Annotated in this window: 13 protein-coding genes; 11 read left to right on the top strand and 2 right to left on the bottom strand. The window is 70.1% G+C overall.

The annotated features are described in order from the left end of the window. Positions 1-10 precede the first annotated feature (10 nt). A complete protein-coding gene (locus tag Q9R19_RS11085) occupies positions 11-3,712 on the top strand; it encodes a bifunctional proline dehydrogenase/L-glutamate gamma-semialdehyde dehydrogenase (protein WP_311256444.1) in 3,702 nt (1,233 codons plus the stop codon). 30 nt (positions 3,713-3,742) lie between these two features. Here Q9R19_RS11085 and Q9R19_RS11090 read toward each other — a convergent pair whose 3' ends face one another. Continuing rightward, positions 3,743-5,182, bottom strand: coding sequence for a GH1 family beta-glucosidase (locus Q9R19_RS11090; protein ID WP_311256445.1), 1,440 nt, complete (start codon positions 5,180-5,182; stop codon positions 3,743-3,745). Between the two features lie 192 nt (positions 5,183-5,374). Between Q9R19_RS11090 and Q9R19_RS11095 the strand changes: the two genes are divergently transcribed. The 10 genes from Q9R19_RS11095 (at position 5,375) to ddaH (ending at position 14,108) form a co-directional block, all read left to right on the top strand. After that, positions 5,375-6,691 carry a sugar ABC transporter substrate-binding protein gene (locus tag Q9R19_RS11095; protein ID WP_311256446.1) on the top strand — a complete coding sequence of 439 codons (1,317 nt, stop codon included), beginning with the start codon at positions 5,375-5,377 and terminating at the stop codon, positions 6,689-6,691. A 73-nt stretch (positions 6,692-6,764) separates the two neighbouring features. Then, the gene (locus Q9R19_RS11100) at positions 6,765-7,742 is read left to right on the top strand and encodes a sugar ABC transporter permease (RefSeq protein WP_311256447.1); all 978 of its coding nucleotides are present in this window, start codon (positions 6,765-6,767) and stop codon (positions 7,740-7,742) included. Further along, on the top strand, positions 7,735-8,574 hold the full coding sequence (locus Q9R19_RS11105) for a carbohydrate ABC transporter permease (protein WP_311256448.1): 840 nt from the start codon (positions 7,735-7,737) through the stop codon (positions 8,572-8,574). Before Q9R19_RS11100 ends, Q9R19_RS11105 begins: the two co-directional genes overlap by 8 nt. Next, on the top strand, positions 8,571-10,487 hold the full coding sequence (locus Q9R19_RS11110) for a cellulase family glycosylhydrolase (RefSeq protein WP_311256449.1): 1,917 nt from the start codon (positions 8,571-8,573) through the stop codon (positions 10,485-10,487). The genes Q9R19_RS11105 and Q9R19_RS11110 overlap by 4 nt, the downstream gene beginning before the upstream one ends. A gap of 42 nt (positions 10,488-10,529) precedes the next feature. Beyond that, positions 10,530-11,555 (top strand): LacI family DNA-binding transcriptional regulator, encoded by a 1,026-nt coding sequence (locus Q9R19_RS11115; RefSeq protein ID WP_311256450.1) that lies wholly within the window; start codon positions 10,530-10,532, stop codon positions 11,553-11,555. Between the two features lie 116 nt (positions 11,556-11,671). Beyond that, positions 11,672-12,082 (top strand): hypothetical protein, encoded by a 411-nt coding sequence (locus tag Q9R19_RS11120; RefSeq protein WP_311256451.1) that lies wholly within the window; start codon positions 11,672-11,674, stop codon positions 12,080-12,082. Further along, positions 12,082-12,297, top strand: a complete 216-nt coding sequence (locus Q9R19_RS11125) for a helix-turn-helix transcriptional regulator (RefSeq protein WP_311256452.1) — start codon at positions 12,082-12,084, stop codon at positions 12,295-12,297. Before Q9R19_RS11120 ends, Q9R19_RS11125 begins: the two co-directional genes overlap by 1 nt. Positions 12,298-12,345: 48 nt before the next feature. Further along, positions 12,346-12,621: a hypothetical protein gene (locus tag Q9R19_RS11130; protein ID WP_311256453.1), complete on the top strand. Its 276-nt coding sequence runs from the start codon at positions 12,346-12,348 to the stop codon at positions 12,619-12,621. Positions 12,622-12,653: 32 nt separating this feature from the next. Continuing rightward, the gene (locus Q9R19_RS11135) at positions 12,654-13,067 is read left to right on the top strand and encodes a type II toxin-antitoxin system VapC family toxin (RefSeq protein ID WP_311256454.1); all 414 of its coding nucleotides are present in this window, start codon (positions 12,654-12,656) and stop codon (positions 13,065-13,067) included. Positions 13,068-13,226: 159 nt separating this feature from the next. Next, positions 13,227-14,108 carry a dimethylargininase gene (gene ddaH, locus Q9R19_RS11140; RefSeq protein WP_311256455.1) on the top strand — a complete coding sequence of 294 codons (882 nt, stop codon included), beginning with the start codon at positions 13,227-13,229 and terminating at the stop codon, positions 14,106-14,108. A 44-nt stretch (positions 14,109-14,152) separates the two neighbouring features. On the opposite strand, the gene Q9R19_RS11145 is transcribed toward ddaH, so the two are convergent. After that, complete coding sequence (locus Q9R19_RS11145; protein WP_311256456.1) at positions 14,153-14,434, bottom strand: hypothetical protein; 282 nt, start codon at positions 14,432-14,434, stop codon at positions 14,153-14,155. Between the last annotated feature and the right edge of the window lie 51 nt (positions 14,435-14,485).

Here is a 14,485-nt window from a genome sequence, read left to right on the forward strand (position 1 = left end):
CGCTGTAGGCATGTCTGAGCAGTCGTCCAACGCACCGGGGGCGCGTCTGGAGGACGCGGCCGTCGAACTCGCACGCCAGTGGGTGCAGCAGGAGGCATCCATCCCGGTCGACCCGGCTGCGCAGCGCCTGGCCGGCGTGCTGCGCGATCCGAACGGCCTGCCGTTCACGCTCGGCTTCGTGGACGGGGTCATGCGTCCCGAGAGCGCGATGGCGGCGGCATCCAATCTGCATCGCGTCGCGCCGCTCGCCCCGGAGTTCCTGCCCTGGTACCTGCGCGGCATCGTCCGCGTCGGCGGCGGCATCGCCCCGGCGCTCCCGGTGCCAACGGTGCCGATCGCGCGCCGGGTGCTGCGCGAGATGGTGGGTCACCTGATCGTGGACGCCAGGCCCGAGAAGCTCGGCGCCGCGCTGGCGAGGATCCGGATGCCGTCGGGCCGGACCGACCCGTCGTCGCAGCCCGCGGCATCCTCCCGGCTGAACCTCAACCTGCTCGGCGAGGCCGTGCTCGGCGAGGCCGAGGCGAAGCGCCGGCTGGACGGCATCCACGACCTCATCCGGCGCGACGACGTCGATTACGTGTCGGTGAAGGTCTCGGCGATCATGAGCCGCATCTCGATGTGGGCGTTCGACCAGGTGGTGGAGCAGGCCGTCGAGCGACTGCTCCCGTTGTACCTCACGGCCGCATCGAACCGGACGTTCATCAATCTCGACATGGAGGAGTACAAGGACGTCGACCTGACCGTCGCGGTGTTCACCCGCCTGCTCGAGGATCCGCGGCTGACGCACCTCGAGGCGGGCATCGTGCTGCAGACCTACCTGCCCGACGCCCTGCCCGCGCTGCAGGAGCTCACCGCGTGGGCGCGCGACCGGGTCGAGCACGGCGGCGCGCCGATCAAGGTGCGCCTGGTGAAGGGCGCCAACCTCGCTATGGAGAAGGTCGACGCCGTGCTGCACGGCTGGACCCAGGCTCCGTACGGCTCCAAGCTCGACACCGACGCCAACTACCTGCGCTGCCTGGACTTCGCCCTCGACCCGCGCAGCACGGCCGCCGTGCGCATCGGCGTCGCCGGGCACAACCTGTTCGACATCGCCTACGCTTGGCTGCTGGCCGGGGAGCGCGACGTGCGGGCGGCCGTGGAGTTCGAGATGCTGCTGGGCATGGCCCAGGCGCAGGTCACCGCCGTCTCGCGCACCGTCGGTCCGGTGCTGCTGTACGTGCCGGTCGTGCACCCCGACGAGTTCGACGTGGCGATCAGCTATCTGGTGCGACGGCTGGAGGAGAACGCGTCGTCGTCCAACTTCCTCTCCGCGGCCTTCGACCTGGCGAGCGATCCCGCCCTGTTCGAGCGCGAGCGGCTGCGCTTCGTCGACTCGGTCAGCCGGGCGCGCGATCAGTCCCTGCACACCGGGCCGCGCCGCACGCAGAACCGTCTGGCGCCGATGCACGAGTCCGTCCGCCCCCTCACGCGGCCGCGGGCGCAGACCGAGGATCTCACCGGGCTCGTGCTCGGCATCGCCCGCGGCTCGTCCGATGACGGGGGAATGGATGCCGACTCCGACCCCTTCCTGCAGACCGCCGTCTATTCCCGCCAGGAGCTCCCCGGCTCCGGCACGGGCGCGCCCGGGTTCGCGAACGTCCCCGACAGCGACCCTGCGCTGCCCGCCAACCGCGAGTGGGCGCGCGGCGTCTTCGACCGGATGGCCGCACCCACGACGGGTTCGACGACCCACGAGGCGGGTCTCGGCGTCGCCACGCTGCGGGCGTCGCGCATCGACGACGAGCGGATGCTGCAGCAGACCCTCACGCGCGTCCGCGACGCGGCATCCGCCTGGGGGGCGCGCCCCGCCGCCGACCGCAGCGAGGTGCTGCTGCGCGCCGCCGCCGCACTCGCCGGCCGGCGAGCGGAGCTGATCGAGATCGCCGGCGTCGAGACCGGCAAGACCTTCGCCGAGGGCGACGTGGAGGTCAGCGAAGCCATCGACTTCGCGAACTACTACGCTGCGACCTGCCGTGAGCTGGACGGCGTCGCCGGCGCACGCTTCGAGCCCGCCCGGGTGACCGTCGTGACCCCGCCGTGGAACTTCCCGATCTCGATCCCCGCCGGGGGAGTGCTCGCCGCGCTCGCCGCCGGGTCGGGCGTGGTGTTCAAGCCCGCCCCGCAGGCGCGCCGCTGCGCGGCCGTGATCGCCGAGGCGCTGTGGCAGGCCGGCGTCCCGCGCGACGTGCTGGTGCTCGCCGACGTGGAGGAGGGCGAGCTCGGACAGCAGCTGATCTCGCATCCCTCAATCGACCGGGTGATCCTCACCGGCTCGTGGGACACCGCCGCGCTGTTCCGTTCGTGGCGGCCGGCGCTGCCGCTGCTGGCCGAGACCAGCGGCAAGAACGCCCTGATCATCGCCCCGACCGCCGACATCGACCTCGCCGTCGCCGACCTCGTGCACAGCGCCTTCGGGCACGCGGGGCAGAAGTGCTCCGCCGCGTCGCTGGCGATCCTGGTGGGGCCGGTCGGCCGGTCCAAGCGCTTCGCGCGGCAACTGGTCGATGCCACCCGGTCGCTGCGCGTGGCGTGGCCGGATGACCCGCAGGCCGAGGTCGGACCGGTGATCGAGAGGCCGCAGGGCAAGCTCGCCTGGGCGCTCACCCAGCTGGAGGGCGAGGAGCAGTGGCTGGTGGAGCCGCGGTCCCTGGATGAGACGGGCCGGCTGTGGAGCCCCGGCATCCGCGTGGGCGTGCAGCCCGGATCCCGCACCCACCTGGAGGAGTTCTTCGGCCCGATGCTCGGCATCATGCACGCCACGACCCTCGCCGAGGCGATCCGGCTGCAGAACGCCGTCGCCTACGGGCTGACCGCCGGGCTGCACACCCAGGACCCGGCCGATCTCGCGCTCTGGCTCGACGAGGTGCAGGCCGGCAACCTGTACGTGAATCGCGGGATCACCGGCGCGATCGTGCAGCGGCAGCCGTTCGGCGGGTGGAAGCGCTCCTCGGTCGGTCCCGGCGCGAAGGCCGGCGGACCGAACTACCTGATCGGGCTCGGCTCCTGGCGCTCGCAGCCGCGCGGCAAGTCGTCCAGCACACTGCACCTGCGGGGCCTGGACGCACGGATCTCCGGTCTCATCGAATCGGCGCAGCCATCGCTGGACTTCGACTCCTTCGAATGGCTGCGGCAGGCGGCGCTGTCGGACGCCGTGGCCTGGGATCGCGAGTTCGGCCAGGTGCGCGACGTCTCGCAGCTGGGCGTGGAGCGCAACCTGTTCCGCTACCGGCCGGTGCCCGTCTCCGTGCGGGCGGCCTCGGATGCGGCGCTCGCCGCGATCCTGCGGGTCGTGCTGGCCGGCATCCGCTCCGGTGCGGACTTCTTCGTCTCCGTGCCCGAGGGCGTGCCTGCGGGAGTGCGCGCCGAGCTGGGGGCGCTCGAGGTGCCGGTGGCGGTGGAGAGCGATGCGGAGTGGATCGAGCGGATGCGGAATCCCGCACCCGACGCGGCCCGCGTCGCGCGGGTGCGGCTGGTCGGCGGGCGGGATGCCGTCGCCGGCCTGCACCACGCGCTGGCGGATGCCGTGCAGGGCGATCCCGATCTCGCCGTCTACGACAACGAGGTGACCTCTGCCGGGCGGCTGGAGCTGCTGCCGTTCGTGCACGAGCAGGCGATCTCGATCACCGCGCACCGCTTCGGCACGCCCGACCCCTGGAGCGCCGAGGTCATCTGAGCGCGCAGGAGACAGCCGCCCGGCGGCCGGTCAGGCCGGCAGCATCCGCGACCGGGCCACGCGCGAGTACCACCGCGCACTGTCCTTGGGTGTGCGCTCCAGCGTGTCGAAGTCCACGTGCACCAGGCCGAAGCGCTTGTCGTAGCCGTACGCCCACTCGAAGTTGTCCATGAACGACCACGCGTAGTAGCCCCGCACGTCGGCGCCCTCGGCGATCGTCTGCAGCACCACCTCCAGGTGCCGGCGCAGGTAGTCGATGCGCTCCGGGTCGTGCACCCGGCGCTCGCCGCCCTCCACCGAGAGCTCGTCGGGGTACGCTGCCCCGTTCTCGGTGACCATCAGCGCCAGCTCGGGGTGCTCGCGGTGCATCCGCATGATCAGCTCGTGCAGCCCGCTCGGGTCGATGTTCCAGCCCATGTCGGTGTAGGGACCCGGCTGCGGGAGCATCTGCACGCTCTCGGCACCCGGCCACGGCGAGGCCGCGGACTGGTTGTGCCCGGCCGAGTGGTTGCTCGAGCCGGTGCCGTCCCAGCGGCGCACCCTGCTGGTGGAGTAGAAGTTGATGCCCAGGGCATCCAGCGGCTGGTGGATCGCCGCGACATCGTCGTCCTGCACGAACGACCAGTCGGTCACGCTCGCGGTGTCGTCCAGCAGGTCCTGCGGGTAGGCGCCGTCGAGCATCGGCCCGGTGAACACGCGGTTCGCCAGCGCGTCCAGACACCGGGCGGCGTCCCGGTCCTCGGCCGAGTCGGGATCGTCGGGACGGATGGCCTGCAGGTTCAGCGAGACGGAGTACTCCGCTCCGCTCGGCACGACCGCGCGCAGCGCCTGCAGCGCGAGTCCGTGGGCGAGGTTCAGGTGGTGCGCGGCGCGCAGCGCGATCACGGGGTCGGTGATGCCCGGCGCGTGCACGCCCGATCCATGGCCCAGGAACGCCGAGCACCACGGCTCGTTCAGCGTGGTCCACCGGTCGATGCGGTCGCCGAGCGCCTCGCCGACCACGCCGGCGTAGTCGGCGAACGCCGCCGCCGTGGCGCGCGCGTCCCAGCCGCCGGCACCCTGCAGCGCCTGCGGCAGGTCCCAGTGGTACAGCGTGGCGAGGGGACGGATGCCGCGCTCGCGCAGGCCGTCGGCGAGGCGCCGGTAGAAGTCCAGACCGGCCTGGGCCGTGCGGCCGCGGCCGGACGGCACGATGCGGGGCCAGGAGATCGAGAAGCGGTACGAGTCCACGCCCAGCTCCGCCATGAGATCCAGATCGGCATCCATCCGGTGGTAGTGATCGCAGGCCACGTCACCGGTGTCGCCGTGGGCGACCCGGCCGGGGGTGTGGCTGAAGGTGTCCCAGATCGACGGGCCCCGGCCGTCCTCGCGCGCGGCACCCTCGATCTGGTAGGCCGCTGTCGCCGTCCCGAACACGAACCCGTCCGGGAAAGGGGTCGTCGGCTGTGCCTTCGGCGCTGGAGTGGTCATTTCGGTGCGTCGCCTCTCTGGGGGTGGCCTCCGCGATCGCGGAGGCCGTTACGTGATCGTGATCAATCTAGCCTAACCGGTTAAGTTACGCTAGCGCTCGGATCCCCCTCAGGGACGCGTCGACCCGCCGGGTGTCGCGAAGAGAGGGACGACGGGCCGGGAGCCGGGCCGTAGGAGACGAAGGAGTCAGACGTGGAAGCGAAGAGGAAGGCGTTCGCCGCGGCCGGTGCCGTGGGCGTGCTGTCCCTGGTGCTGGCCGGCTGCTCGGGAGCCGGTTCGACCGGTGGTTCGGGTGACGGCGGCGATGTCACGATCAAGTACTGGGCCAGCAACCAGGGCACCAGCCTGGACAACGACAAAGAGGTGCTCACCCCGGTGCTGAAGAAGTTCACCGAGGAGACCGGCATCAAGGTCGACCTGGAGGTGGTCGGCTGGAACGAGCTGCAGACCCGCATCCAGACCGCCATCACCAGCGGGCAGGGCCCGGATGTCGTCAACATCGGGAACACCTGGGGCGCGGCGTTCCAGTCCACCGGCGCGTTCGCCGAGTTCGACAGCAAGAACGCCGAGGCCATCGGCGGGCTGGACCGGTTCGTGAAGACCGCGCTCGATGCCGGCGGTGCGCCGGGCGAGACGCCCACCTCGGTGCCGCTCTACGGCCTGGCGTACGGCCTGTACTACAACAAGGCGATGTTCGCCGACGCCGGCCTGCAGCCGCCGACCACCTGGGAGGAGCTGGTCGACGACGCCAAGAAGCTCACCCACGACGACCAGTGGGGGCTGACGCTGGCCGCAGGCAGCTACACCGAGAACATCCACTTCGCGTTCCTGACCTCGGCGCAGAACGGCGGCGAGTTCTACGACGACAGCGGCAAGCCGACCTTCAACACCCCCGAGAACGTCGCCGGGATCAAGCGCTACCTCGACCTGATGCAGACCGAGAAGGCCGCCAACCCCGCCAACGCGCAGTACGACAACGCCTCCTCGGCCGCCGCCGATCTGGCATCGGGCAAGGCGGCGATGTTCCTCAGCCAGAACAACGCCGACTCCACCCTCAAGGCCGACGGGATGAAGGAGGGCGACTGGGGCGTGGTCCCGCTGCCCGCACCGAGCGACGCCGCCGAGCAGATCTCGACCTTCCCGGCCGGCATCAACATCTCGGTGTTCGACTACACCCAGCACCTGTCCGAATCGCTCGAGCTGGTCAAGTACCTGACCAGCGAGGACGTGCAGTCCGAGCTGGCCGTGCCGTACTCGGTGCTGCCGGTGCTCAACGGCGCAGAGGCGAAGTTCACCACCGATGCCGACGAGGCGAAGGTGTTCATGAACGCCTACCAGAACCGCTCCAAGCCGCTGCCGCAGGTGGCCAGCGAGGGCGACTTCGAGAGCACCGTCGGCAAGGGCATCAGCGGCCTGTTCGCGCAGATCGCCACGGGCAAGACGGTGTCCGACTCGGACATCTCCGACATGCTCGAGACCACGCAGCAGCAGGTCGAGGCCGCCGGCTGATCCCGCCCACCGCAACCGCGGCCGAGGGCTGCTCGGCCTTCGGCCGCGGAGGCCACACGAAGGAGTGACGGACATGTCCGCAACCGTGTCGGAGCGCCCGGTGCGCTCGGCGACGACCGACCCGCCCCGGGCGCGGCGGCAGAGACGGCGCCCGCGCTGGTGGCTGCCGTACGTGCTGCTGCTGCCTGCGATCGTGTTCGAGCTGCTCGTGCACCTGATCCCGATGATCACCGGGGTCTGGATCAGCTTCATCAAGCTGACCCAGCAGTACCTGCGCAACTGGAGCGAGGCGCCCTTCCTGGGCCTGGGCAACTACCGGGTGTCGCTGGACTTCAGCGGCGCGGTGGGGGAGTCGCTGCTGCACTCGTTCCTGCTGACCTGCGGCTTCACGGTGCTCGTGGTCGGTCTCGCCTGGGTGGCCGGCATGGCGGCCGCAGTCGCGCTGCAGCGCCGCTTCCCGGGCCGCGGGCTGTTCCGCACGCTGTTCCTGATCCCCTACGCCATCCCGGTGTACGCGGGCATCATCGCCTGGAAGTTCATGCTGCAGAAGGACACCGGGGCCGTCAACCACCTGCTCTTCGACAACCTCGGGCTGCCCGGCGACAAGCCGTTCTGGCTCATCGGCGACAACGCGTTCTGGTCGCTGGTGGTCGTGGCGGTGTGGCGGCTGTGGCCGTTCGCGTTCCTGATGCTGATGGCCGGGCTCCAGTCGGTGCCCGAGGAGCTGTACGAGGCATCCGCCGTCGACGGCGCCAAGCCGTTCCGGCAGTGGCGCTCGATCACCGTCCCGATGCTGCGTCCGGTGAACGTCGTGCTGCTGCTGGTGATGTTCCTGTGGACCTTCAACGACTTCAACACGCCGTTCGTGCTGTTCGGCAAGACGGCGCAGCCGCCGGCCGGAGACCTGATCTCGTTCCACATCTACAACGCGTCGTTCCTGACGTTCAACTTCGGCTACGGCTCGGCGATGTCGGTGCTGCTGCTGATCTTCCTGCTGATCGTGACGATCGGCTACCTGCTGTTCGTGAACCGGAGGTCCCAGCGTGCGTGAGACGACGGGTACGCGGGTGTTCCGCGTCGTGACCATCATCGTGCTGTCGGCGTTCACCGTGCTGCCGATCTGGGTGATGATCACCTCATCGGTCAAGCCGCTCGGTGAGGTGCTGGACAGCTTCACCTGGTGGCCGCAGAACATCACCTTCCAGCCGTACATCGACATCTGGAAGACCGTGCCGCTGGCGCAGTACTTCCTCAACAGCCTGATCGTGTGCACGGCGGCCACCGCGGTGAGCCTGGTGATCGCGGTGTTCGCCGCCTACGCGGTGTCGCGCTGGAAGTTCCGCGGGCGCAGCGTGTTCAGCACGACGGTGCTGTCCACGCAGATGTTCCCCGGCATCCTGTTCCTGCTGCCGCTGTTCCTCATCTTCATCAACGTGACCCAGGCCACCGGCATCCCGCTGATCGGCACCCGGCTGGGGCTGGTGATCACCTACCTCACCTTCTCGCTGCCGTTCTCGATCTGGATGCTGGCCGGATACTTCGACGCGATCCCGCGCGGCCTGGACGAGGCGGCCAAGGTGGACGGCACCGGCGCGATGGGCGCGCTGTGGCACGTGCTGCTTCCGGCCGCCAGGCCGGGACTGGTCGCGGTGGGCATCTACAGCTTCATGACCAGCTGGGGCGAGCTGCTGTTCGCATCGGTGCTGACGAACGGGTCCACCCAGACGCTCGCGATCGGCCTGCAGCAGTACTCCACGCAGGTGAACGTGTACTGGAATCAGATCATGGCGGCCTCGCTGGTGGTGAGCGTGCCGGTCGTCATCGCCTTCCTGCTGCTGCAGCGCAGCTTCGTCGCGGGACTCACGGCGGGGGCGGTCAAGTGACGGATGCCGCCGGGCTGCCGGTCTGGATCGGCGCCAACTTCTGGTCGAGGGCCGGTGGTCCGCGGATGTGGACCGACCGGTACGATCCGGGCGTGGTCCGCGAGGAGCTGGCGGTGCTGGCCTCGCACGGGCTGAACATGACGCGCTCGTTCTTCTTCTGGCCGGATTTCCACCCCGAGCCGGACCGGCTGGACGAGGACTGCATCGCGCGGTTCGCGGACTTCCTCGACGCGCACCGGGATGCCGGGATGACGACGATCCCGACGTTCATCGTCGGCCACATGTCGGGGGAGAACTGGGACCCGGCCTGGCGCGGCGGGCGCGACCTGTACCGGGACGTGTGGTTCGTGGGCAGGCAGGCCTGGTACGTGCGCGAGCTGACCGCCCGGTTCCACGAGCATCCGGCGGTGTCCGGCTGGCTGCTCAGCAACGAGGTGCCGATCTACGGCGGCGAGGCTCCGCACGGCGACGTGACGGCGTGGGCGCAGCTGCTGATCGACGCGATCCGCGCGGCGGGGGCGACGCAGCCGGTCTCGGTGGGAGACGGGGCGTGGGGCATCGAGACCACCGGCCACGACAGCGGATTCCGGGTGCGCGAGCTCGCGGCGCTGACGCAGTTCGTCGGACCGCACGTGTACCGGATGGAGAGCGACCAGGTGCGTCAGCATCTGAAGGCGGCGTGGGTCGCCGAGCTCTGCCGGATCGCCGGGCTGCCGATCGTGCTCGAGGAGTTCGGCGTGACCGACGCGTTCGTGTCCGCCGAGGGCGCCGCCTCGTACTACCGGCAGCAGCTCTACAACACGCTCACCGCCGGAGTGAGCGGGTGGATCGCCTGGAACAACACCGACTTCGACGACCTCGTCGCCGAACGGCCCTACTCGCACCACCCGTTCGAGCTGCACTTCGGCATCACCGACAGCGCCGGCGCGCCCAAGCCCGCCCTGCTCGAGCTGGAGCGGTTCGCGGGTGATCTGCGCGAGATGGATGCCGCCGGGCTGCGACGCCCGGCGGCTCGGACGGCGCTCGTGCTCCCCTCCCACCTCGCCGAGGGATATCCGTTCAGCCGGGAGACCGAGCGCGAGCACATCGTCGCCGTGGGCGAGCAGGCGTACGCCGCCGCGCGGGAGGCGCACCTGCCCGTCGACGTGGTGCGCGAGAGCGCGGACGGCGGGATCGCGGCCGGGTACGACCTGTATCTGCTGCCCTCGGTCAAGCAGCTGTGCGGGCCGACCTGGCGGCAGCTCGTCGCCCTGGCCGACGAGGGGGCCGTGGTGTACGCCTCGTACTCCGCCGGGGAGACGAACGCGCAGCGGGGGCCGTGGTGGGCGTTCACCGAGGAGCTGTTCGGCGTGCGGATCGACTCGGCGTACGGGCTGGTGGAACCCATCGACGACGAGCTGGTGACGCTGGAGCTGACCGGAGCGCTGGGCGCCCCCGCCGGGCTGAGACCGGGCGACCGGTTGCGGGTGCGTGCCGCCGGCACCGACGACGCGCGCTCGATGCTGCCCGTCACGGTCACCGAGGGTGAGGTCCTCGCGACCGACGCGCACGGCAGGCCGGCGCTGATCGCCCGGCGTCACGGGTCGGGTCTGGCCGTGCTGTGCACGTATCCGCTGGAGTACCTGGCATCCCGGCTCGGCCGGGTGAACCCGGAGGACACCTGGCGGCTCTACGACGCGCTGGCCGCCGAGGCCGGCGTGCGACGGCCGATCGTGCTCGACGATCCCCGGGTGTTCGCCGACGTGCTCGAGCACGCCGACGGACGCCGGTTCGCGGTTCTCGCCAGCCAGCACGCCGAGCCGCGCACCTTGACGCCGGTCGTGGCATCCGGCGCGCTGCACGCTCTCGACGGCGCCCCCGCCGCCGACGTCGACCTGGGCCCTTACGGGACGCAGGTGCGGGAGATCCGCTGACGGATGCGGCGTCCCCGGCCCGGCCGTGTCAGAGTGTCATCGATGAATGGGAAGAAGAGCGCCACGCAGCGCGTGACGATCCGCGAGATGGCGGACCGGCTCGGGGTCTCGGTGGCCTCGGTCTCGTACGCGCTCAACGGCCGGCCGGGCGTGGGAGACGCCACCCGGGAGAGAGTGCTCGCCCTGGCTGAGGAGCTGGGATGGCATCCGAGCTCCTCCGCGCGCGCCCTGTCGCGCTCCCGCACCGACACGATCGGGATGGTGCTGCGCCGCGATCCCGAGCTGCTCGGGCAGGAGCCGTACTACATGAGCCTGCTCAGCGGCGTCGAGTCGGTGCTCTCCGAGGCGCGGCAGTCGCTGATGCTGCGGATGGTCGGCACGCAGCCGGGGCGCGACCTCGACGTGTACCGGCAGTGGAGCGCCGAGCGCCGCGTCGACGGGGTGATCGTGCTGGACCGCCTCATCGACGACCCGCGGCCGCACCTGCTGCGCTCGCTCGGGATGCCGTTCGTCATGCACGGGCTGCGCGTGGAGCCGGAGACCGGACGGCAGGTGGTGGAGGATCTCGTCACCGACGCGCACGTGCTCGTCGACCATCTCGCCGCCCTCGGTCACACGGACATCATCGATCTCACCGGTCCGCTCGCCCTCGCCCACGAGGTGGAGCGGCGCAGGGCCATCGCCGACCGCGCCGCGGTGCACCGCATGCGGGTCACGGTCGCGGAGGGCGACTACACCCTCGACGCCGCGGAGCGGCTGGTCTCGCACCGGCTGGCGGACTGGGGGCCCGCGACCGCCGTGATCAGCTCGAACGATGTGATGGCGCTCGGGGTGATCCGCGCGCTGCGCGCCGCGGCGCGGACGGATGTCGCGCTGGTCAGCTGGGACGACTCCATGCTGTGCGAGCTCTCGGTGCCGTCGATCACGTCGCTGGCCAGGCGGACCGGCGAGCAGGGCCGGCGCAGCGCGCGGACGCTGCTGCGCACGATCGCGGGCGAGGAGCAGCCCTCCGAGGACGCCATCCCCAGCGAGCTGATCGTGCGCGAGACGAGCATCCCGCGCCGCTGAGCTCGATCGGATCTGACAGTCGAGCGCGTGTAAAAGATTCTTGACACCGTTGCGATTCCGCCGATACTCTTCATGTGCGAGATGTTGTAAAAAATCTTTTACATTGAGGAGGGATCATGGTCTATCACGAGCGAGCCGCCTGGGCCGGACTGATCGCGTCGTTCGTCACGGTCGGCGTGTACATCGGACTGCTGCGAGGGGCGGATGGCTGGATCTGGCCGATGGTGTGGGCCGTCGCCGCGGGCATCGCCCTCAGCATCCTGATCATCATCGTCTGGGGGATCTTCGCCGGCATCCGCGATCGGGAGGGTGCCACGGCATCCGACCTGCGCGACCGCGACATCGGACGCATGGGCGGGCGGGTGGAGCAGGCGCTCCTCGTCATCGCCGGACTCGGCGTGATCGTGCTGTGCGCCATCGGTGCCGAGCTGTTCTGGGTCGCGAACACGATGTTCGCCGGCTTCGTGGTCGCCTCCATCGTCGGCGGTGTCGCCCGGGTGATCGCCTATCGACGGGGTCTGGTCTGATGGTCAAGCCGACCCGCGTGACGAACAGCATCCGTGCTCACCGTGAGAAGCGGGGCATCACTCAGGCCGAGCTGGCCCGCCGCATCGGGGTCACCCGGCAGACGCTGCTCGCCATCGAGGGGGAGAGGTACTCGCCGACGCTGGAGCTGGCGTTCCAGATCGCGCGCGAGTTCGAGGTACCACTGGGGGACGTGTTCGAGTATCCCTCGACGTGAGCTGTGCAGGTGCGGGCGCGCATGTGCAGGTCAGCGTACCATCGATGCATGGCGACCTTGGAGAAGCGGGTGCAGGTGCTGTTCTCAGCCGAGCAGTATGCACGGCTGGAAGCGGAGGCGCGGGCCGAGCAGATGAGCGTGGGTGCGTACGTCCGCGAAGCGGTGGACGGCTGGATGGATCGTAAGCGCGTGGATGCGCAGGCTGCGCTGACACAGCTGTTCGCCTGGGCGGACGAGAATCCGGTGCCCGGAATCACTCCGGAGTACTGGGAGGCTCACAAGGAGGATCTGCTGAACCGGCCATCGCTGGGGCAGATCCGGTGATGGCTCGCGTCGTCGAGGAACGCAGCAGCTCGATGAGTGCCGACGCTGTGCTCATCGACTCGACCGTCGTGCTTCACGCGCTGGGGAGCGCGGAGCCGCAGCGCAGTCGCTGTCGTGCGTTCCTGCAGACCCTGTGGTCAGGGCAAGGACGCGCGTATGCGAGTACGGAAATGCTGCAGGAACTCGTGTTCCACCGGATGCGTCGCGATACCCGGGAGAGGGCGGTGGAGGCGGCGCGCAGGGTCGAGCCCCTGCTCATCGTGCTGAGCTTCGACCACGAGATCCTCGAGCGCTCGCTCGAGCTCATCGAGACGACCGGCATGCGTGGACGGGATGCCGTGCACGCCGCGACAGCGCTCGCGTACGGCATCGAGACGATCGCCTCATCGGATGCCGCGTTCGACGGCATTCCGGGCCTGACGCGCATCGATCCGCTCGCGGACTGACACGACTTCCGGCGGCCTGCTTGGCGTCAGGCGCCGCGGGATGCAAAAATACAAGTGGTGTGCCTGTGTCGCATCTTCCCCGCGCCTCGCAGAGGCGGTCGGGTCGAACTTCCGCCAGGCCCATGGACAGCGTCCGCCGCACCTTCACGAGGAGCACTCATGTCCACGCCTGAAACCGCGACCGCCACGACCTCGGTCGCTGAGCCTGTCGAAGCGCGGGTCGCCCACCACCGCCGCTACCTGATGTGCAAGCCGACGCACTTCACGGTCGACTACAAGATCAACCCGTGGATGGAGCCGACCACCCCGACCGACACTGCCAAGGCCGTCGCGCAGTGGCAGAAGCTGCACGACCTGTACCTGGAGCTGGGCCACGAGGTCGAGCTGATCGAGCCGCTGCCCGGCTACCCCGACATGGTCTACACGGCCAACGGCGGATTCACCATCGACGGGCGGGCATACGTGCCCGAGTTCTTCTACGAGCAGCGTCAGGGCGAGTCGCCCGCGTTCGCCGACTGGTTCCGCGCGAACGGCTTCGACACGGTGATGCCGAAGGAGATCAATGAGGGCGAGGGCGACTTCCTGCTCGCCGGCGATGTGATCCTGGCCGGCACCGGCTTCCGCTCCGTCGGCGACAGCCACCGTGAAGTGCGCGAGGTCTTCGACCGCGAGGTCGTGACGCTCACCCTCGTCGACCCGCGCTTCTACCATCTCGACACCGCGCTGACGGTGCTCGACCCGGTGGTCGAAGAGGGCCAGACGGCGGGCATCGCGTACCTGCCGAACGCCTTCGACGAGGCGTCGCAGCAGATCCTGCAGGAGCGCTTCCCCGACGCGATCCTGGTCGCCGACGAGGACGGCGCCGTGTTCGGCCTGAACTCGGCATCCGACGGCCGCAACGTGATCATCTCGCCGCGCGCGACCGGCTTCGAGAAGCAGCTGCGCGAGCGCGGCTACAACCCGATCATGGTCGACCTGTCCGAGCTGCTCCTCGGCGGCGGCGGCATCAAGTGCTGCACCCTGGAGCTGCGCGGCGCCTGACGCCGCGGCCTCGCCCCGGCATCGGGCTCAGTCCGGTGCCGCGCTCAGGCGGGTGCGTCGTCGGGGTCGAGGCTCTTCAGCGCGTCGCGCTCCACGGGCGTGTCGGCGTCGAGCTGGTCCTCGGTGGTCTCGTCCCCGCCGAGTGGCGCGTCGTCATCTCCGGGCACGCCGTCGGGCGCCGTGTTGTGCTGCGGGTTGTCCTCGGGCTCGCCGGTGTGCGCGTGCGCTCCGGCCTGACGCGGCCGGCCGCTGCCCGCCGGGTCCTGCCCCGGCGTGTGGGGGTACTGCCCGGCATCCGGATGCTGACTGCTCTGCCGATCGTTCATGACCACGACGGTACGCCATCACCCGCCGCGCGGGCAGGGCGTTGACAGCGA

Origin of the sequence: Microbacterium sp. ARD32 (assembly GCF_031844385.1) — a bacterium.
Taxonomy (GTDB): Bacteria; Actinomycetota; Actinomycetes; order Actinomycetales; family Microbacteriaceae; genus Microbacterium.